Source organism: Providencia sp. PROV205 (genome assembly GCF_028479505.1).
GTDB classification, from domain to species: Bacteria; Pseudomonadota; Gammaproteobacteria; order Enterobacterales; family Enterobacteriaceae; genus Providencia; species Providencia huaxiensis.
In genome coordinates, this window is sequence record NZ_JAMPNU010000012.1 from 63,127 (window position 1) to 84,434 (window position 21,308).

General features: G+C 44.1%; 18 protein-coding genes. 14 read left to right on the top strand and 4 right to left on the bottom strand.

Annotated features, from left to right (window positions below; translation table 11 throughout):
- The first annotated feature begins 63 nt into the window (after positions 1-63).
- The 13 genes from paaA to paaY all read left to right on the top strand — a co-directional run bounded on the left by paaA (position 64) and on the right by paaY (position 11,576).
- The gene (gene paaA, locus PR800_RS08655) at positions 64-1,002 is read left to right on the top strand and encodes a 1,2-phenylacetyl-CoA epoxidase subunit PaaA (protein ID WP_102138798.1); all 939 of its coding nucleotides are present in this window, start codon (positions 64-66) and stop codon (positions 1,000-1,002) included.
- Positions 1,003-1,033: 31 nt separating this feature from the next.
- Entirely contained in the window at positions 1,034-1,321 is a 288-nt protein-coding gene (paaB, locus tag PR800_RS08660) for a 1,2-phenylacetyl-CoA epoxidase subunit PaaB (protein ID WP_004262911.1), read from the top strand.
- 10 nt (positions 1,322-1,331) lie between these two features.
- Positions 1,332-2,090: a 1,2-phenylacetyl-CoA epoxidase subunit PaaC gene (gene paaC, locus PR800_RS08665; RefSeq protein ID WP_166266047.1), complete on the top strand. Its 759-nt coding sequence runs from the start codon at positions 1,332-1,334 to the stop codon at positions 2,088-2,090.
- Between the two features lie 4 nt (positions 2,091-2,094).
- Positions 2,095-2,604 (top strand): 1,2-phenylacetyl-CoA epoxidase subunit PaaD, encoded by a 510-nt coding sequence (paaD, locus tag PR800_RS08670; protein WP_102138796.1) that lies wholly within the window; start codon positions 2,095-2,097, stop codon positions 2,602-2,604.
- 10 nt (positions 2,605-2,614) lie between these two features.
- Positions 2,615-3,673 carry a 1,2-phenylacetyl-CoA epoxidase subunit PaaE gene (paaE, locus tag PR800_RS08675; protein WP_102138795.1) on the top strand — a complete coding sequence of 353 codons (1,059 nt, stop codon included), beginning with the start codon at positions 2,615-2,617 and terminating at the stop codon, positions 3,671-3,673.
- An 8-nt stretch (positions 3,674-3,681) separates the two neighbouring features.
- The gene (gene paaF, locus PR800_RS08680) at positions 3,682-4,455 is read left to right on the top strand and encodes a 2,3-dehydroadipyl-CoA hydratase PaaF (protein WP_272530572.1); all 774 of its coding nucleotides are present in this window, start codon (positions 3,682-3,684) and stop codon (positions 4,453-4,455) included.
- Between the two features lie 2 nt (positions 4,456-4,457).
- Complete coding sequence (gene paaG / locus PR800_RS08685) at positions 4,458-5,252, top strand: 2-(1,2-epoxy-1,2-dihydrophenyl)acetyl-CoA isomerase PaaG (RefSeq protein ID WP_272530573.1); 795 nt, start codon at positions 4,458-4,460, stop codon at positions 5,250-5,252.
- Positions 5,253-5,254: 2 nt separating this feature from the next.
- The gene (locus tag PR800_RS08690) at positions 5,255-6,805 is read left to right on the top strand and encodes a 3-hydroxyacyl-CoA dehydrogenase (protein WP_102138792.1); all 1,551 of its coding nucleotides are present in this window, start codon (positions 5,255-5,257) and stop codon (positions 6,803-6,805) included.
- Positions 6,802-7,242, top strand: coding sequence for a hydroxyphenylacetyl-CoA thioesterase PaaI (gene paaI, locus PR800_RS08695; protein ID WP_206276022.1), 441 nt, complete (start codon positions 6,802-6,804; stop codon positions 7,240-7,242). The genes PR800_RS08690 and paaI overlap by 4 nt, the downstream gene beginning before the upstream one ends.
- Positions 7,239-8,441 carry a 3-oxoadipyl-CoA thiolase gene (gene pcaF, locus PR800_RS08700; RefSeq protein WP_272530574.1) on the top strand — a complete coding sequence of 401 codons (1,203 nt, stop codon included), beginning with the start codon at positions 7,239-7,241 and terminating at the stop codon, positions 8,439-8,441. The genes paaI and pcaF overlap by 4 nt, the downstream gene beginning before the upstream one ends.
- Before the next feature lie 118 nt (positions 8,442-8,559).
- Positions 8,560-9,870: a phenylacetate--CoA ligase PaaK gene (paaK, locus tag PR800_RS08705; RefSeq protein WP_094960845.1), complete on the top strand. Its 1,311-nt coding sequence runs from the start codon at positions 8,560-8,562 to the stop codon at positions 9,868-9,870.
- 151 nt (positions 9,871-10,021) lie between these two features.
- Positions 10,022-10,960: a phenylacetic acid degradation operon negative regulatory protein PaaX gene (gene paaX, locus PR800_RS08710; RefSeq protein WP_102138783.1), complete on the top strand. Its 939-nt coding sequence runs from the start codon at positions 10,022-10,024 to the stop codon at positions 10,958-10,960.
- Positions 10,961-10,982: 22 nt separating this feature from the next.
- The gene (paaY, locus tag PR800_RS08715) at positions 10,983-11,576 is read left to right on the top strand and encodes a phenylacetic acid degradation protein PaaY (protein ID WP_166266062.1); all 594 of its coding nucleotides are present in this window, start codon (positions 10,983-10,985) and stop codon (positions 11,574-11,576) included.
- Positions 11,577-11,613: 37 nt separating this feature from the next.
- Here the strand turns inward: paaY and PR800_RS08720 are convergent, their stop codons facing one another.
- From PR800_RS08720 to PR800_RS08735, 4 genes are all read right to left on the bottom strand, one after another.
- Positions 11,614-13,137 (bottom strand): DHA2 family efflux MFS transporter permease subunit, encoded by a 1,524-nt coding sequence (locus PR800_RS08720; protein WP_102138781.1) that lies wholly within the window; start codon positions 13,135-13,137, stop codon positions 11,614-11,616.
- A 16-nt stretch (positions 13,138-13,153) separates the two neighbouring features.
- Positions 13,154-14,326, bottom strand: a complete 1,173-nt coding sequence (gene emrA, locus PR800_RS08725; RefSeq protein ID WP_181490006.1) for a multidrug efflux MFS transporter periplasmic adaptor subunit EmrA — start codon at positions 14,324-14,326, stop codon at positions 13,154-13,156.
- Between the two features lie 491 nt (positions 14,327-14,817).
- Entirely contained in the window at positions 14,818-17,904 is a 3,087-nt protein-coding gene (locus tag PR800_RS08730) for an efflux RND transporter permease subunit (RefSeq protein ID WP_272530575.1), read from the bottom strand.
- On the bottom strand, positions 17,901-18,995 hold the full coding sequence (locus tag PR800_RS08735) for an efflux RND transporter periplasmic adaptor subunit (protein WP_272530576.1): 1,095 nt from the start codon (positions 18,993-18,995) through the stop codon (positions 17,901-17,903). The genes PR800_RS08730 and PR800_RS08735 overlap by 4 nt, the downstream gene beginning before the upstream one ends.
- A 263-nt stretch (positions 18,996-19,258) precedes the next feature.
- Between PR800_RS08735 and PR800_RS08740 the strand changes: the two genes are divergently transcribed.
- On the top strand, positions 19,259-21,307 hold the full coding sequence (locus PR800_RS08740) for a TonB-dependent receptor domain-containing protein (RefSeq protein WP_272530577.1): 2,049 nt from the start codon (positions 19,259-19,261) through the stop codon (positions 21,305-21,307).
- The last annotated feature ends 1 nt before the right edge of the window (position 21,308 follow it).

The window sequence follows — 21,308 nt, forward strand, 5'->3', positions numbered from 1 at the left end:
AATATATATGATTCATTATTCATACAAAATAAAACATAACCGAATCACTTAATGGGAAGATCAATGAGCGAGCAAAATCAGGCTAACTTCGAAGCCAAAATCGAAGCCGATATTTCCATCGAGCCCAAGGATTGGATGCCCGATGCGTATCGGCAGAACCTTATCCGCCAAATTGGCCAACATGCCCATTCAGAAGTCGTCGGCATGCTGCCAGAAGCAAATTGGCTGACACGCGCCCCGACACTCCGCCGGAAAGCGATTTTACTGGCCAAAATTCAAGATGAAGCAGGCCACGGTTTATATCTATATAGCGCTGCCGAAACCCTTGGTTGCTCTCGTCAAGATATCTACCAAAAGTTACTTGATGAAAAAATGAAATACTCCTCCATCTTCAATTACCCCACGTTAAGTTGGGCAGATATTGGCGTAATTGGCTGGTTAGTCGATGGTGCGGCAATTGTGAACCAAGTAGCACTGTGCCGTGCCTCTTATGGCCCTTATGCACGAGCGATGGTGAAAATCTGTAAAGAAGAAAGTTTTCACCAACGCCAAGGTTATGAAGCTGTTATGGCACTCGCAGAAGGCACCGATGAACAAAAAGCGATGCTGCAAGATGCGATAAACCGCTTTTGGTGGCCCGTCCTCACGATGTTCGGCCCCAATGATTCTGACTCCCCGCACAGCGCTCAAAGCATGGCTTGGAAAATCAAGCGTTTCAGTAATGATGAGCTACGACAAAAGTTTGTTGATAACACTGTTCCGCAAGTGGAAGCGTTAGGTATGACGATCCCTGACCCGGATCTGGTTTGGGATGAAGAACTTGGTCATTACCGCTTTGGTGAAATCGATTGGGAAGAGTTTTATCAGGTGATTAAAGGCAATGGCATTTGTAATCACGAACGCCTTAGCGCTAAACGCAAAGGATGGGAAGACGGCGCATGGGTACGTGAAGGTGCAATGGCACATAGCCGTAAACAAAAATCCGTTAAAACTGCGGCTTAATCACTGACCATTTTACGAAAAGGAAAACACCATGAGCAATCAAGATTGGCCTTTATATGAAGTTTTTGTCCGTAGTAAGCAAGGGCTTGCGCATCGCCATGTTGGCAGTTTACATGCTGCTGATGACCAAATGGCACTGGAAAATGCACGCGATGCGTATACAAGACGTAGTGAAGGCTGCTCAATTTGGGTGGTGAAGGCCGCACATTTAATTGCCTCACAGCCCGAAGACAAAAGTACGTTCTTCGACCCTGCGGACACCAAGGTCTATCGTCACCCAACTTTCTATACCATCCCTGATGGCATCAAAAATATGTAAGGAGCTTGCCATGAACCAACAAGAACAGCTCCACCATTACACATTACGCCTTGGCGATACCCCCTTAGTTTTAGCGCAGCGCCTGTGCGAGTGGTGCGGCCATGCCCCTGAGCTCGAAATTGACCTAGCGCTATCGAATATCGGCTTAGATTTGCTAGGGCAAGCGCGTAACTTTTTAAGCTATGCCGCGCAATTAAAAGGGGCTGGGTGTGATGAAGACACCCTTGCCTTTTTGCGCGATGAACGAGAGTTCAGCAATTTATTACTGGTTGAGCAACCCAACAATGGCTTTGATGACACTCTAGTGCGCCAATTTTTTATGGATGCTTATCATGTTCCATTATATGAAGCGCTAATTCATAGCCGTGATGAACAACTGTCAGCCATTGCTGAGAAATCCCTCAAAGAAGCCGTTTATCACTTGCGTTTTAGCCGTGGTTGGATGATCCGTTTAGGGGATGGCAGTGAAGAAAGCCATCAACGGATCCAACGTTCAGTCAATGAGCTATGGCGTTTCACTGGCGAACTTTTCCATGCTGATGACGTTGAAATCACACTCAGCGAAGCAGGTATCGCCGTTGACCCGCGCACTTTACAAGCCGCATGGGTTAACACCATTAACGAAACATTCACTGAAGCGACCCTCACTATACCGGAGAAAAACGCGTATCGCTTAGGCGGCAAGCAAGGCAGCCATACAGAACACTTGGGCTTGTTATTAACGCAATTGCAGTTTGTGCAACGCGCTTACCCGAACAGCCAGTGGTGATGTTATGGAACAGAGACTGCAATATCGCGAGCTTCAATCGCCCCAGGTTCACCAGATCTGGCAACAGCTTCACCAAATACCCGATCCTGAGCTACCCGCACTCTCTATTACTGATCTCGGCATGATCCGCAATGTGCTACCTGCGGCTCAGGGCTGGAAAGTTATTTTTACACCTACCTACTCAGGTTGCCCAGCAACTGAATTTTTAATCAATGAAATCAAAACTGTTCTCGGTAATGCCGGTTTTCCAAACATCGACATCGAAATTCTGTTAACCCCAGCTTGGACAACAGATTGGATGAATCAAGATGCGAAAAGGCGCTTGCGTGAATTCGGTATCGCACCACCACAAGGTACGTCTTGCGAGCACCCAGAACACAAAGGCGCGGTTCGTTGCCCACGTTGTGACAGCGAGCAGACCGAAAAAATTAGTGAATTTGGTTCCACTGCATGTAAGGCATTGTATCGATGCACTGAATGCTTAGAACCGTTTGATTACTTTAAATGTATTTAGGGGCACCCATATGACTGTATTTCATCGTTTAAGTATTGCTGCCATTGAGCGTGACACCCCTGAAGCTGTCGCCATTACTTTTAACGTACCAGATGCATTACGAGAGCAATATCATTACCGCCCAGGGCAACATCTCACACTGAAGGCCTCTATTAATGGCGAAAACCTACGTCGCTGTTATTCCATTTGCAGTTCACCGGATGAAAACACACTAAAAATTGGGGTGAAAGCCATTTACGAAGGGCGCTTCTCTAATTTCGTTAACCAAGAGCTACAAGTTGGCGATAGCCTTGATGTCATGGTTCCCCAAGGGCAATTTGGTTACCAGCCAGAGGCAGATACCCACGCACACTACCTTGCCGTTGCTGCAGGCTCTGGGATCACACCATTGCTCTCCATCATTAAAGCCACATTACAAACTGAGCCAAAAAGCAGTTTTGTGTTGATTTATGGTAACCGCAATAGCCGCTCTGTGATGTTTAAAGAAAGCATCGCAGACCTGAAAAACCGTTTTTCTACACGCTTTCAAGTTCTCTATTTATTTAGCCAAGAACAACAGGATAGCGAACTACTCAGTGGCAGAATTAGCCAACAGCAGCTCAGTGCATTAGGTAAAACCTTATTGAATTTTAAACAATTTAACCGAGCGTTCATTTGTGGGCCTGACAGCATGATGGATGAAGTGCATGACACTTTAGTCGGCTATGGCATGCCAAAGGAATATGTTCACACCGAGCGTTTCAACACTTCAGGCACCAAATTCAAACCCGCAACCGCCATGACTAGCGAAACACGCCAAGTCAGTATTCACCTTGATGGCAGAACCATGGACATTGCCATGGATAGCCAAGATGACAGTATTTTGGATGCCGCACTACGCCAAGGCGCGGATTTACCCTACGCCTGTAAAGGGGGCGTTTGCGCAACCTGCAAATGTAAATTGCGCTCTGGTGAAGTGGAAATGGGGGTCAATTACAGCCTTGAGCCTGACCAAATCGCTGCGGGGTACATCCTTAGCTGCCAAGCGTGGCCAAAAGGCGATGGTGTTGTTCTAGACTTTGACGTGTAGGAGCTGTAATGGAAAACCATTGGATTTTATCACAACAACATAACCGAGTTTTGACTCTCACGTTAAACCGTCCAGAAGTGCGTAATGCCCTGAGCACCGCTTGTTTAGAGTTGCTGGTTCAGCAGCTCGAACAAGCACAAATAAATGATGAGATCGGGGCGATCGTGATCACCGGTAATCCGCGTTTTTTCGCGGCCGGTGCCGACCTTAAAGAGCTACAGCAACAAACCGTTGCTAACGCGATCACCGATAAACGTCCCCAAGTTTGGCGCAGGTTATCGATGATATCAAAGCCCATTATTAGTGCTGCGAATGGTTATGCTCTAGGGGCAGGTTTTGAATTATTACTCGCCAGCGACATCATTATTGCCGGTGAATCAGCTCGCTTCGGGTTACCCGAAATTACTCTGGGTTTAATGCCAGGCGCGGGAGGAACACAGCGTTTAATCCGTGCGGTAGGCAAATCCCTCGCCATGCAAATGGTACTAACGGGTGAACCGATCAGTGCAAAACATGCGTTGCAAGCAGGGTTAATCAGCGAAATTTGTGTGGATAAATTAGTGCTAGAACGCGCCCAAAAACTGGCAGAGCGCATCTCGATGCATGCGCCTTTAGCCGTACAAGCCGCAAAAGCCTCACTGGTGCATTCTCAAGAAAACCACCTTACCGAAGGGTTACAACTTGAGCGCCAATACTTTGTGACTTTAGCGGGGACGAACGATCGACGTGAAGGGATCGAGGCATTCTTCGAAAAACGAAAACCTCAATTTACAGGACAATAATCATGACCAATGAAGCAATGATCCTCACTACGTTAGAAAATGGGGTTCTCACCGTCACTCTCAATCGCCCTGATAGATTGAATAGCTTTAATGATGAAATGCATCGCCAGCTCAGTGAAGCGATCAAAATAGCAGAACGCGATGAAACCATACGCTGTTTAGTGATCACTGGCGCAGGCCGTGGATTTTGTGCCGGACAAGATCTGAATGATCGCAATGTAAGCGTGGGAAGTGAAGCGCCCGACCTCGGGTTCTCCGTTGAAACTTACTATAACCCCTTGATCCGTCGCCTAACCGCACTACCGAAACCGATTATTTGCGCGGTCAATGGTGTTGCCGCAGGTGCAGGCGCTGCCATTGCACTCGTGGGCGATATTGTTATCGCAGCAAAAAGTGCCAATTTTATTCAATCTTTTTGCCGCCTTGGCTTGGTTCCTGACTCAGGGGGGAGCTGGTTTTTACCTCAGTTAGCAGGCCATGCACGAGCAATGGGGATGGCGTTATTAGGCGACAAAATAAGTGCAGAACAAGCATTACAGTGGGGAATGATTTGGCAGGTGACTGAAAATGAAGAACTCATTAATACCGCTCAACAGCTTGCACAACACCTTGCAACCCAACCTACTTATGGCTTAGGGCTTATCAAAAAGGCCATTTATGCCGCAGCAACTAATACTCTTGATGAGCAACTCAACCTTGAGCGTGACTTACAGCGCCTTGGCGGGAGAAGTGAAGATTATCGCGAAGGGGTTAATGCTTTTTTAAATAAACGTGAACCACAGTTTAAAGGAAGATAATCATGACCTTACCTTTGAATTTAACCATCAACACCGTCGCGGTAATTGGCGCTGGAACCATGGGGATTGGTATAGCGCAAGTTGCCGCGAGCGCGGGTTTACGTGTCTTGTTGTTTGATGTTAACCAAGATGTCTTAAACCATAGTCTGTCAACGATGACCCTGCGTTTACGCAAACGTGTTGAGCAAGGAAAAGCAAAACCCGAGGTCACTGAGGCGATTATCGCAAAAATTGCAGTGGCAAAAAGCCTCTCGGCACTGTCGGATGCACAATTGGTAATAGAAGCTGTTGCTGAAAAACTTGAAATCAAACAAGCTATTTTCAGTGAACTTGAAGGCATTTGTAACGAAAAAACCATTTTTGCTAGTAATACTTCATCTTTATCAATTACCGCAATCGGTAAACAACTCACACATCCTGAGCGCCTTGCAGGGTTACACTTTTTTAACCCTGCTCCCGTGATGAAATTGGTTGAAGTGATCCGTGGGCTAGAAACATCAGATACAGTGATAAAACAGCTGAAAGAATTGACACTATCATTTGGAAAAGTGCCTGTAGTTTGTCGTTCAACTCCTGGTTTTATTGTTAATCGTGTCGCCAGACCATTCTACGCTGAAACATTACGTGCCCTTGAAGAACAAATTGCGTCTCCTGCCACATTAGACAGCGCAATACGTGACGCAGGGGGTTTCGCTATGGGGCCATTACAACTAACTGATTTGATTGGCCATGATGTGAACTATGCAGTGACTGAGTCGGTATTTCAGGCCTTCGGCTATGACCCACGCTTTCAAACCTCATTAATGCAATTGGAATTAGTCCAAGCTGGTCATTTAGGCCGTAAATCGAAGCAAGGGTTTTATCATTATGATGATAATAAACCTCAACCTTTACCCTCCGTTGCAGAAAAAATCCACCTTGACCAACCTCAAAATATAAAAGCTCGTGGCGATTGGCAGATATTTCCTGAGTTTGCGCAGCTTTTAACTGAAAATGGGATCTCTCTCGAAGGATTAACACAACATTCCGAACAATCCCCGACACTTATTGTTAATGACGTTATTATTATGTTAACGAATGGTGAATTGACATCATCACATGCGCAAACACAAAAACAAGCCGTCGTGCATTTTGACTTATCGGCAAATTACCTTGCCGCAACAACCATCACGTTAAGCTGTGCAGCACAAAATAATGCGCAACAAAACCAGCAAGCTATCGCGTTTTTTCAATCATTAGGGAAACACGTGATTGTATTACCCGACTACCCAGCGCTGTTAACCATGAGAACGGTCGCGATGTTATGCAATGAAGCGTTAGATATCGTCAATAAGGGGATAGCAACTGCTTTAGATACCGATAATGCCATGTGTTTTGGGGTGAATTACCCCAAAGGCCCACTTGCTTGGGGTATGCAACTAGGCTGGCAACGCGTGCTGTCAGTTCTTGAAAATTTGGCTCAGTTTTATGGGGACACCCGTTATCGGCCGAACCCGCTTTTAAGGCAATTAGCAGCGGGTTATCAATCTTTAACTTTCAAGGAGATACCATGATTTCACTGCCAAACGAGACGCTAGCTCAGCAATCAGCTCACATTATGTACCGTGATGATGCATGCGCAAAAGCTATGGGTATGTCCATTGAAAAAGTCGAAGAGGGCTTTGCGCAATTGAAAATGCCTATCACAGCAAAAATGCTTAACGGTCATAAAACCTGCCACGGTGGGCAGCTATTTAGCCTTGCCGACACTGCATTTGCCTACGCCTGTAATAGCCAAGGGCATGCCGCTGTTGCCTCAATGTGTTCCATTGATTTTATTCGTCCCGGTTTTGAAGGTGACTTACTAACCGCCACCGCCACAATGCAACACCAAGGCAAACGCAACGGTTTATATGAAGTCGAGATAACGAACCAAGATGGCAAAACACTCGCGCTATTCCACGGTCGTTCTCATCGGTTAGGCCATCGTTTAACAGGAGAACAATCATGATAGATGCGTTTATTTGTGATGGTGTCCGCACCCCAATTGGCCGCTACGGTGGCGCTTTGTCACCATTACGTCCTGACGACCTTGCCACAGTGCCATTAAAAGCCCTAATGGAGAGGCACCCACAACTTGATTGGTCATTGACTGATGACATTATTTTGGGTTGCGCAAACCAAGCAGGAGAAGACAACCGTAATGTGGCACGTATGGCTGGGCTGTTATCCGGGCTCCCTGTTTCCGTTTCTGGAACCACCATTAACCGCCTATGTGGCTCTGGGCTAGATGCCATTGCATTAGCGGCAAGAAGCATCAAAGCTGGGGAGTCTGGGCTGATGATTGCCGGAGGTGTTGAGTCCATGAGCCGAGCACCGTTTGTCATGGGCAAACAAGAATCTGCATTCTCACGCCAAGCGCAAGTGTTTGATACCACTATTGGTTGGCGGTTTATCAACCCACTAATGGAACAACAGTTTTCCACAGATTCGATGCCAGAAACTGCGGAAAATGTGGCTGAAACCTACAAAATTAGCCGTGAAGACCAAGATGCTTTTGCATTGCGCAGCCAACAACGCACCGAAACTGCAAAAGTTAGCGGCATTTTTGCGCAAGAAATCATCCCTGTTACGGTCAAACAGCGTAAAAGTGAATACGTCGTCAGCGAAGACGAACACCCAAGAGCAGAAACGACTTTTGAACAACTACAAAAACTAAAAACGCCATTCCGCGATAACGGAACGGTAACAGCGGGTAATGCCTCCGGTGTTAATGACGGGGCTGCCGCACTGATTATCGCATCCGACACGATTGCCAAGCAGCAAGGGTTAACACCACGGGCTCGTATCATCGCTACAGCTACTTGTGGAGTCGAGCCAAGGTTGATGGGCATCGGCCCGCTGCCTGCTTCGCAAAAAGTATTAAAAATGGCAGGTCTCACCATCAAACAAATGGATGTTATCGAATTAAACGAAGCCTTTGCCGCACAAGCACTTGCCGTTTTAAGGGGGCTTGGTTTACCTGATGACGCCTCACACGTTAACCCTAACGGAGGGGCAATTTCGCTAGGTCATCCACTTGGAATGAGTGGGGCAAGGCTTGTTATTGCTGCTATCAATGAGCTGCACCGCAAACAAGGTCGTTATGCATTATGCACCATGTGCATCGGCGTTGGCCAAGGGATAGCAATGATTATTGAACGAGTCTGAACAACGTCTTATTACAAATAAAAAACAGCCTGAAACCCTACACCTGCTCAGGCTTATACCAGGAACGTCATTGATTAGCGTGAACTGGTAACCATAATAATTATGAGGACAGGCAATTATGAGCAATATACAAGATAGCATCGACCCAATTGAATTTGCATCGCGGGATGAGATCGAGTCTTTACAGTATTCTCGAATGAAGTGGACACTCACTCACGCCTATGAAAATGTACCCATGTATCGTAAAAAATTCGATGATGCGGGTGTACACCCTGACGATTTCAAACAACTGAGTGATATCGAAAAATTCCCTTACACGACCAAACAGGATTTACGTGAAAACTACCCATTTAGCACCTTTGCCGTGCCAATGGACCAAATCATCCGTATTCACGCCTCTTCGGGAACTACTGGCCGCCCAACGGTGGTGGGTTACACCCAACGAGACATCGATAACTGGGCTGACCTGATCGCACGTAGTTTACGCTCTGCAGGCACTGTCCGAGGCGATAAAGTCCATGTTGCTTACGGCTATGGCTTATTCACCGGAGGGCTAGGTGCCCACTATGGTGCGGAGCGCCTAGGAGCCGCAGTTATTCCTATGTCTGGTGGGCAAACTGAAAAACAAGCGCAACTAATCGCGGATTTCAAACCCGATGTGATCATGGTAACCCCATCGTACTGCTTAAGTATTATTGATGAACTTGAGAAAATCATGGGTGGAGATGCTAGTAAGTGCTCACTTAGATTAGGCGTATTTGGTGCAGAACCTTGGACTGAATCCCTCAGAACTGAAATTGAAACCCGCCTTGGTATCAAAGCATTAGACATTTATGGTTTATCTGAAGTAATGGGGCCCGGTGTTGCTATGGAGTGCGCGGATTCAGGCGAGAGCGGCCCAACGATTTGGGAAGACCATTTTTATCCAGAAATTATTTCCCCCAATACCTTAAAAACATTAGGGGCGGGTGAGCATGGTGAGTTAGTGTTTACTACCCTTACAAAAGAAGCTATGCCTGTTATCCGTTACCGAACTCGCGACCTCACCCACCTCATGCAAGGGGTCAACCGTAATATGCGTCGAATTGGTAAAATCACCGGTCGTTCAGATGACATGATGATTATTCGCGGCGTGAATGTGTTCCCTTCTCAGATTGAAGAACAAATCATGCAATTTAAGGAACTTTCTCCTCATTACCAATTAGAGATTGGTCGCCAAGGCAATATGGACAATTTATCTGTCCGTGTTGAGCTCAAACACCCTGAACAGCTCACTTATGATGAACGCTGTAATATCTGCCACCATTTAAAGCACCGAATCAAATCGATGGTGGGTATTAGCACCCGTATTAGTATTGTAAATTGCGGTGATATCCCCCGTTCTCAAGGCAAAGCAGAACGAGTAATTGATACTAGAATTGCGATTTAATTCAAATTATTAAGGCATATTGGAATGAACTACTCTGATATGCCTTAATCTCTGAGAAAGTGTTTAAAACAGGTAATGGAAGACAACCTTTAAATTTATGTCTACTATTCAGTAAGCCTTCTGATACATAAATTTTATAGATGAAATATAAATGGAAAATAAACTTAACCAATTCATACAACATGCAATAGCAAGCCAACCTATTAGCGGCACCTCTTTAATTAGCTCACTATATGGTGATGCTTTGCACCATCGTGGTGGCGAAGTGTGGTTAGGAAGCTTAACTAAGCTGTTAGAGCCGATGGGTTTTACTGATCGTTTTGTCCGAACGTCTGTTTTCCGCTTACAAAAAGAAGGTTGGCTTGATACAGAAAAAATCGGCCGTCGCAGCTATTACCGTATTTCTGAGCGTGGGCAAAGCCGATTTCGCCGTGCAGAAAATAAAATTTATCTCGCAGAACAACCTGATTGGGATGGAAAGTGGGATTTACTCCTTCTTGAAACCGCTGAAAAAGATGAAAAAATCAGGCTAAAAAAGGAACTTAGTTGGCTCGGTTTCGGGCAATTTAATACCTCACTCATGGCGGCACCAAGCTGTGCACAAAGTGATGTAGCTACGCTACTCAATGAACTCAATGCGACTGAAAATACAATTTATTTTCACGCAGATTACCCCTATAGCCGCTCAGAAAAAAACCTCAAAGAACTGGTTTCCCATGCTTGGTCTTTGCAAGAAATTTCAGAACACTATCACCAGTTTATTTCATTATTTAGGCCACTCGCATTACTGCTTAAAGAAAATATTGATGCGCAAATTTCCCCGGAACACAGCTTTCAATTACGTTTATTGCTGATCCATTTCTATCGTCGTGTCACGTTAAAAGACCCATTATTGCCAGACGAGCTCCTTCCCACACAATGGGAAGGTCATATTGCACGCCACCTTTGCACCAATATTTATCAGCGTATCGACCAAGCCGCGACCCAATACGTTTCTGAACAGTGCGAAAGTACGGTTGGTGAACTTCCTCAACCATCCAGCGCTTACTATCGCCGCTTTGGTGGTGTACTCCGAGAGCTCGCGGCCTAAAACCTCTATTACAGGAGCCCATATGCCTTTTTATCAAATCGATGGCATTACGCCAGTCGTCAGCCCTGAAAGTTTTGTCCACCCTACTGCGGTAGTGATTGGAGATGTTATTATTGGTAAAAATGTCTATATTGGCCCAAATGCCAGTTTACGTGGCGATTTTGGCCGATTGATCATCAAAGATGGCGCAAACGTGCAAGATAATTGTGTCATGCACGGTTTCCCACAGTATGAAACGATCGTCGAGGAAAATGGGCATATTGGCCATGGGGCTATCTTACATGGCTGCCATATCAAGCGTAATGCTTTAGTCGGGATGAACAGTGTGATTATGGATGGAGCAGTAATTGGCGAAAACTCGATTGTCGGTGCTTGCGCCTTTATCAAAGCCGAGGCGATATTTGCTGATAATAGTCTTATCGTTGGTACGCCTGCAAAAGTACTTCGCACATTATCAGAAAAAGAAATTGCATGGAAAACCAGCGGAACTAAAGATTATCAAAACTTAGTCACGCGCTGCTTAAACACGTTTAAAGAAGTCGAGCCGCTCAAAGAAGTCGAAACAAACCGGCCAACCCTAAGTTTTGAGAATATTATTCCTAAATCCCAGCTATAAGCTAGATGGGGCTATAATACTTAGCCCCATCCATTAATTATTTCGCTTTACTGCCAAATGGTGGCTTAGCAAACCAAACGGTAATAATCAGCGCAATAAATACCCAACCGCATAACCAGAAGATCTCATTTGCTGCAATAATTAACCCTTGGCTAGTAATTTGCTGAGCAATAAAACCGGAAGTCTGTTCGGTACTCAGCCCATGAGCGGCCATTTCTTGATACATCCCTAAAGACTCAGGATTGTAATCGGTAATAAATTCCGTTAATTGGCTATGATGTACGGCTTCTCTATCGCTCCACAACGTTGTGGTAATGGAAGTCCCTATTGAACCCGCTAAGGTACGGAAAAAGTTGGCTAAACTCGACGCTGAAGCGAGTTTTTCGGGCGGTAGGCCAGAAAGGGTTAATGTGGTCAGTGGCATAAAGAAGCAAGCCACCGCCATCCCTTGCACCAGTTGCGGCCAAACCACAGCAGAAAAGCCCATATCCGGTTCAAACGTATACGCGCGCCAGAAGAAACAAATTGCATAAAATACAAAGCTAAAGGTCACTATCCAGCGGATATCGAGAAAATCGGATAATTTTGCCACTGGAGCCGAGAACAACACAGGCAATAACCCAATGGGCGCCAATGCTAACCCTGCCCATGTTGCCGTATAGCCATACACTTCCTGTAAGAGCTGTGGCAACAATACAATAGCGCCGAAATAGGCCATATATGCCAAACTGACAGAAATAGTTCCGATGGTAAAATTGCGCGATTTAAATAACGATAATTCGACAATTGGGTTTTTGTCAGTAAGTTCCCAAATTACGAGGAAGACCAATGCAATCGCTGAAACAACGGCTAAGATAACAATTTCATTAGACGCCAACCATCCCAGCTCCTTACCTTTGTCGAGCAGAACTTGTAAGCAACCAACGCCCACCGAAAGTAGCGCCAAACCAATCACATTGAATGGGACTTTCACGATCTTCGACTCCATCCCTTTTAGGATAATAGAGCCAACAATAATGACGAAAATTCCCAAAGGCACATTCATAAAGAATATCCAGCCCCAATGGAAATTATCACTAATATAACCACCGAAAATAGGACCGAACACTGGAGCTAAAATGATGGTCATCGACCAAAATGCTAACGCCATATTTTGCATTTTCGGCGGGTAGCAACGCATAATAAGGCTTTGCGAAAGCGGGATCACCGGCCCTGCAACAGCCCCTTGCAATACGCGGTATAAAATCAGCATACCAAGGCTATCGGAAAACCCACAAAGTAATGAAAATAATGTGAAAAGTGCCGTTGCCCATAAGAAAACACGGATTTCACCAAAACGCTTCGCGAGGTAACCTGAAATCGCAATAGAAATCGCATTCGATACGCCAAACGAGGTAATGACCCATGTTCCTTGTGACATGGAAACCCCGAGATCACCGGCAATCGTCGGGATAGCCACGTTAGCAATCGTGGAATCAAGCACCTGCATGAAAGTTGCAAGGGACAACGCAATCGTTGCCCATACCAGTTTTGCACCCTTAAGTGGTTGAATATCTGCCACAACGGCTCCTTTCAAGCTAGTCTGCGTTATCGCTGATAATGGTGTCGATGATGTGGTCGACATCACTTAAGTTTAAGACCAACACATCACTTTCAAATGCCGGTACTGTACGCTGAACTTCCGCTAAAACAGGGCCATTTTGGTCTTTAATATCTATCGTGACATTCATGGACAACCCAATGCGCAGTGGGTGTTTCGCCACCTGCTCAGGGTCTAATTCAACACGTACAGGCAAACGCTGTACCACCTTAATCCAGTTCCCGGTTGCATTTTGAGCGGGTAATAATGAAAAAGCACTACCGGTTCCCATATCAAGCCCAACAACAGTGCCGTTATAAACGATATCTTCTCCGTAAAAATCACTATTGATAGTCACGGGTTGCCCAATACGGACTTTTTCCAGTTGGGTTTCTTTGAAGTTTGCATCTACCCAAACAGGCTGAACAGGCACAATGGCCATTAAAGAGCTCTGTGGGCTGACTTGAGAACCGACTTGAACATTACGCCGTGAAACATACCCCGTCATCGGGCTTTTAATTTCAGTACGTTGTAAGTTTATCCACGCACTGCGCACGCTATCAGCCGCTTGCTGAATTGCCGGTTGCTTTTTAAGCTCCGTGTTACGCAGCAATGCACGGTTGGCATTATATTGTTGAATAGAAATATCCAGAGCCGCCTGCGCAAGTTGTACGGCTTCTTGCGAATGCTGTAGGTCTTCCTTCGAAATAGTACCGCTACGCCCTAGCGCCACACGACGTTGATAATCTTTTTGCGCTTGCGCAAGTGTCACCCGGTTTTTTTGAATTTGCGCTTGATACTCATCACCATTGATATACAGCTCTTTGGTTTTACGCACAGTTGTTGCTAAATCATGTTTGGCTTGTTCAAATGCCAATCGGGCATTAGTTTTATCCAATACAACCAATACGTCACCCGCTTTTACCAAGTCAGTATTTTCAAAGTTAACTTGAGTCACATTACCCGTTGTTTGCGCAACTATCGGGATCTGCAAACCGGATACATAAGCGTCATCGGTATATTCTTGAAAGCGTAAAACTAAAAACCAATAAACACCATAGGCTACAAATAATAGAACGATAATTATTGTGGCTACCACCATCCATATTGTTCTACGTTTTTCATTCGTCGTTTTTTGATTGTGTATTTCTGAATGGGTATCTTGACTCATAATAACTCTCAAGGTCTGAAATCAATATTAATTCTCCCTCTATATTCACGAAGTATATGTAATAAAGCAATAGCTAATAATTTACAATTAAATCAATTCCAACGAAAAACCATTAATGCATTGATATAAAACAAGTAATTATAAACAAACTGAGTTAGGTGTTAAATTGATTTTTATTATCAATTTAATCAAATCCGTTCCTAATTAGATTAATGATAAGAATTAAAAATAAAAAACATTAAATAACATTTATTTTTGATAGCAATTAGTCATTCAATTATTGATATTCTTTTTTTGATGTAATAACCCTATTTATTAGGCTATATTTATGATTTATTAACTTGAGATTTTAATTTTTGATCACGGGCTGCCGCTTGCTTTTTAATATAATTAATCGTCTCGATTTTCATTTTTGGCCTCATCAATACGATGCTTAACAGAGTAACAAAGTACGTGAGTCATTGCTGGCCTTTCGGCCAGCTTTTATCCCTTTACCAGTGCTTAATATTGCGGTCTTCTTTTGTCACTGAGGTTAATTTGGCGAGCTGAGGTAATAATTTACGTTTTAAATCATCCATCAAGCTATAAATCACAGGGACAAACAACAAGCTAAGGATCGTGGAGCTCAACAAGCCGCCAATCACAGCGATGGCCATAGGGGCTCGAAACCCTGCGTCTGCCCCACTTGTTAGTACTAGGGGGATCATCCCTGCAATCATGGCAAAGGTCGTCATAATAATGGGCCGAATACGCTCTTGTCCTGCCTCAATAATCGCTTTTTCTCGCGCCATACCTGAACGTTGTTTTTCAAGAATGAATTCCACCAGCAAAATCGAGTTTTTCGTCACAATCCCCATCAGCATTAAAATACCAATAATGACAGGTAAATCGATCATCGCACCGTATAACACTAAAGCTATAATTGCCCCGCCAATCGAAAAGGGTAAGGCAACCAGTATGGTAATCGGCTGAATAAAATCTTTAAACAATACGATTAAAATAGCGAAAACCAATAACACACTGAATACCATCGTAGTGCCAAAGCGTTCGAACATATCAATCATATATTCCATATCACCGTATTCCACTTGGGAAATACTGTGTGGCAGTTGTTGATATTCAGGAAGTTGCGCCACAATATCTAACGCTTCCCCTAATGTGAGCCCTTCCAAATTGGCTTCTATCGACATCTGTCTTTGGCGATTAATTCGCTCAATCTGGGAAGGGCCATCACTGGAGTCAATATTAGCAACAGATTTAATCGGGACGTTTTGCCCATTTTGGCTTCTTACATATAAATTATTCAGCACATCAATATTATTTTGCTGGGACTCCGGTAAAATCACCTGTACGGCTAATTGCCTATCTGGCAGATTAAACTTAGCGCTACGTGAATTTGCCTCCCCCATAGTCGCAATGCGTAGTGTGTTTGCAATCTCTTCCACACTGACGCCTGTTCGGGCAACATCTACCACATTAGGTTTAACAATCAATTCCTTACGCAATAACGGTTTCATAACTTGGACATTTTTAAACCCATCAATTTTTGCCATTGCCTCGCGCAATTTTTGCATCGATTTTTCGAGTTGTTCAGGGTCACTCCCTGTAAACATTAACGAAAATTCTTTTCCCCCATTACTGTTGCTGAAAGTGTAACGTGCATCCGTTTTTTGGCTTAACCACTCAGAGATAGCCAGCTCAAATTCTTTTTGTGATAATTCACGCTCACTGGGCTCAGTTAAGGTTAAAATCATTTCGCCTTTGTGCTGAGCAACGCCTTCTGAGTCATCCGCAATTCCGGCAATCGAGTAGGCCGATAAAATTTCCGGCCTATCTTTTAGCTGTTTGGCAATTTCATTAATTTTTTTCTGCGTTTGCTCAACAGGCGTTCCCGGTGGCAGCTCAATATTAATTTGGCTAACACTGATATCACCATCTGGCATGAACCCCACAGGCAAAAAACTGGTTATCGCCACTGAACCAAACAGAAACCCACCAGCTAGCATTGATGCGAACTTACGGTGTTTTAGTGTCATCGATAAAAAACGGGTATAACGCGCTATCCAATTTGCTGTTTTAACGCCTTCATGGGCACCTTTTTGTGGCAATAATACATAGGCTGCCATTAATGGCGTAACTAACCTTGCCACCAACAAGGAAGACAACACAGCGGCAGAAACGGTAATACCGAATGGTACAAAATATTGCCCCACAAAGCCGCCAATAAAACTAACGGGTAAAAATACCGCGACAATCGTTAGCGTAATGGCAACAATCGCAAAACCTATTGCATCAGAGGCTTTCAATGCAGCAAGATACGGCCGCTCACCGCGTTCAATATATTTTTGGATATTTTCAATTTCAACAATCGCATCATCCACTAAGATGCCAATCACTAACGTCAGGGCCAGTAATGTGATGCTATTTAAGCTGTAATCAAATAACATCAAAATAAAAAAGGTCGGTAATATCGATAGAGGCAATGCCACTGCTGCCACCAAAGTGGCTCGCCAGCTTTTCAAAAAGAAAAATACGATAACGATGGTTAAAAAGGCCCCTTCTAATAAGGTTTGAATCGTTAGCGTAAAGCTCGATTCCGTATATTTGACCGTCGATGAAACCAAGCTTATTTCAACATTTGGGTTGGCTTTTTGTAGCTTTTCCAGTGCTTGTGCAACGCCCTGAGCTACCTTGGTATCACTAGAACCTTTTGCACGATATACCGCAAACCCGACAACCTCTTTACCATCAAGTTGCGAAATAGATTTCACATTTTTATGGCCATCATAAATATTAGCGATTTCCCCCAACCTGACAGATTTTTGGTTATCAATGGGTAGCATGATGTTTTTAATATCATCTACTGCCTGTTTTTCCCCTAAAACACGAATGGTATGCTGTAACCTATTGTATTTTGCATTTCCCCCAGCAGAATTCTGATGATTATTTTTTAATATTTCATTGATACTCGCTATCGATAACTGCATTGCAGCGAGTTTATCTGCGTCCGGCTCAATGCGAATTACTCGCTCTGTATCCCCTAACCGACTGACCTTTTGCACCCCTGGCACAGTAATCAACTGCTTACTCACGGTGTCATCGACAAACCAAGACAAATCGGCGATAGATTCGGTTTCAGATGAAACGGCATAACGTAAAATCGCCCCGCCTTCGACATCAATACGGTTAATTAACGGTTCGTCGATAGTTTGTGGCAATTCCCCACGAATTTGCCCAATTTGTTCACGTACATCGTTAGTGGCGACATGGGCATCAACACTTAAATCAAATTCAATGGTTGTCGTTGATGCGCCTTCACTAATCGATGAGGTAATATGGCGGATACCGGGGATCCCAGAAACTGCGCGTTCAACTCGCTTTGTGACGGCATTTTCTAACTCTGTCGGTGATGAGCCATCCTGTGTGACAGTAACCGTAACAATCGGAAAGGTAATCACTGGGTTCGCAGTGATAGGTAATTGATTAAAAGAGAAAAGCCCAGCGATTGTCAGGGCTAAAAAAATCACAATAGTTGGGATTGGACGCGTTATCGCCCAAGACGATAGCTGTAGCTTCATTGCGGTGCCCTTACAGGAACAACTTTATCATCTTCAGATAAAAAGGCTTGAGCGTAAGTCACCACGTCAAGGTTAGCCGCTAACGGGCTTAATATTTCAACATGACCATGTTGAATTTTACCTATTTGGACGGGTTGTTTTTCTACGCGCCCATCATTTGCCACACTAAAAATAAAACGTTGACCATCAGGCTCCGTACGAATCGCACTATAAGGCAGTGATATGTATTCACGCGGTGAATTGGTATAGGTCATCATCCCGGTTTCCCCTAATCTCATCGATTGAACGGGTTCAGTCAGCGTCACTCTAATTTTTCCTAATTGGGTTAAAGCCTCTATTTTGGGTGATAAATAACGTAGTTTTCCCGAAATGACCGTATTGTTATTCACTTTCATCATAACGGGGTTATCCCCAAGGATGCGGGCTAATTCAGAGGGGTGTGCGAGGGCTTCAAACTCTAGCTCGTTATTTTCGATTAGTTTAAATAACAATGCGTTATCAGATAGCGTACCGCTCATTGCATGGCGCTCGCTGATCACACCTGCAACGGGCGCAATAATTTTTGCTTTATCTTCTTGGCTTTGCTCACGCCTTAGTTGGGCTTGTAATTGGCGTAATTCTGCCCGACTTGCTGTGAGAAGTGCATTTTGCGCTGCAGCTTCGTTTTTTGCTTTTCCAAAGTCATTTGCTGAAATAACTCCTGTTTTAGCCAGCGGAGACAAGCGCTGAAGCTCACTTTGTGACTGCCTACTGAGTGCTTCTTGCTGTTTGATATAAGCCGCGGCCTTATCAATTTCAGCTTTCAATTGTTGTACAGCAGCACTTTGGATTGGCGATTCTAAGGTGGCAAGCAATTGGCCTTTCTCCACCCACTCCCCTTCTTCCACAAATACTGCGGTGACGATTTGTTGCTGTAATGGCGAACCGATAGAAATTTCATTTCGCGCCACAACTTGGCCAGGAAGGCTAACCGCATCCGCAACTTTAATTTTTTGCGGATGCGTCACACTTAAGCGTATTTCTTCCGCTTGTACCCCTTGAGCCACTGCCATAATAAAACAGCATAAAATGGCTAAAAATGTATGTTTCATATAATTCAAATTTTTCTAGTTAACGTTAGCACTAGAGTAAATTTGCGCATCCCCAAACACCATAAACCAAAGTTAAACCTTAATTTTTCGTTAAGCTTGGTAAAAATGATAAAAGGGGGAGAACACTATAGGTGAAAATTCTTAGCTGAGATCAAATATTGCTCATAAATTAGTTAGCCCATTATTTATTTTTGATATGTTTTAGTGATAATATTCGCAAACAATATAATTATCATTCTCATTTATATTTCCTAGGGATAACTATGACTTCGCAATATCACTACACCCTGATTGCCGCCGGTGTTTGTGCGGCTTTATCTTCATTTAGTGCTACAGCAGCAGACAGTAAAACAGATACCATGGTCGTCAGTGCGTCAGGCTTCTCGCAACAACTGCGTGATGCTCCTGCTAGCGTGACTGTGATCACGGCAGACCAGCTACAAAATAAACCTGTTCGTGACCTCGCCGATGCGGTTAAAGACGTGGAAGGGGTAAGTATCGTTGGTGCTGCCAACAAACAAGATATTAATATCCGTGGCTTACCCGGCGAATACACGTTGATATTGGTCGATGGGCGTCGTCAAAATAGCCGTGAATCACGTCCAAATGGGAGTGGTGGTTTTGAAGCGGGCTTTATGCCACCTGTCGAAGCGATTGAACGCATCGAAGTGATCCGTGGACCTATGTCCTCCCTGTATGGTTCTGATGCGATGGGTGGTGTTATCAATATCATCACCAAAAAAGTGACCAATGAATGGCACGGTAGTGTGACAACAGGCGCGATTATCCAAGAAAATAGCGATAGCGGTAATTCAACCGACGGTAACTTCTACCTATCAGGCCCATTAATTCAAGATAAACTCGGCCTGCAATTATATGGTGGTGGGGACTATCGCCAAGAAGATAAGATAATTGGAGGGCATAATAAAAAAGATAATAAGAGCCTAACCGCAAAACTGACATTTACCCCAATGGACAACCAAACTTTCTTATTAGAAGCGGGTAGAACCACGCAGGAAAGGGGAGATACTCCAGGTAAATCTATCGATGAATATGCCAACCGTGCTGGTGCGCAGAAAAACCCAAAATCAGAGATACATAATAACCGTAACCATGCCGCATTGACTTATAAAGGTGAATGGAACAATTTCAATACAGAATTTAGTGTTTATCAAGAACAAACCAAACGACATACTAAATCACAAGAATTGAATGAAAAAACAGGAAAATGGGAAGGAGGCTATGAAGTTCGTGTCCCTGAAATTACCAATACAGTTGTAGATGGTAAAGTAGTCGCGTTTTTACCCGACAACATCTTAACAGTCGGTGGCCAATATCAATACTCAAAGCTCAAAGATAGCTCACTGGTTTCAAAAGGAAAGTTTGAAAATTACAGTATGAGTGTTGAGCAGTCGGCACTGTTTGTGGAAAATGAATTTACTGCAACAGATGATCTGATCTTAACCGGTGGCCTACGTTTAGATCACCACGAAACCTATGGAAACCATTGGAACCCAAGGGGTTATGCGGTTTATTATCTGACGGATGAAATCACCATTAAAGGGGGCGTTTCTTCTGCTTTTCGCGCACCAACATTGCGTGAAATTAGTAAAGGTTATGGCACCTCTACCCAAGGTGGTAAAGGTGTTATTTATGGTAATCCAGACCTAAAACCGGAAAAGAGCGTTAGTGAAGAAATCAGTATTGCTTATAACCATGAGTCTGGCTTTAATGCAAGCTTAACCTTCTTTAATACTGATTTTAAAAATAAATTAACGAGCTATGCGACTGGTAAAGAAGAAACTAGCACTGGTCTGTTTATCTACCAATATGACAATGTTGGTAAAGCCAATATTAAAGGAGTCGAGGTTGCAACGGGTATACCTCTTGCACAAGATTGGAACCTTAACTTAAACTACACTTATACTGATTCCGAACGTAAAAGTGATGATGAGAAACTAAGAAATGGGACCTCATTGAAAGGATACCCATTAGATAAAACACCAAAACACATCGCTAATGCAAAATTAGATTGGAACTTCAATGAAGACCTGACTTTGTATACCCGCGCTCACTATGAAGGTAAGCAAATTTGGGCTGCGCAGAGGAATAGTCATTCTGGTGCTCGCTACCGTAGTGGTTATACCACTATGGATGTCGGTGCAACCTATCAATTATTGAAAAATACCAAACTCAACTTTGCGGTGCTCAATATTGGTAATGAGAAAGGGCCTAAGATTGATGAGAAAGGCGGTAACTGGGATGTTGAAGACGGACGCCGCTATTGGGCGAACGTTAACGTTAGTTTCTAAT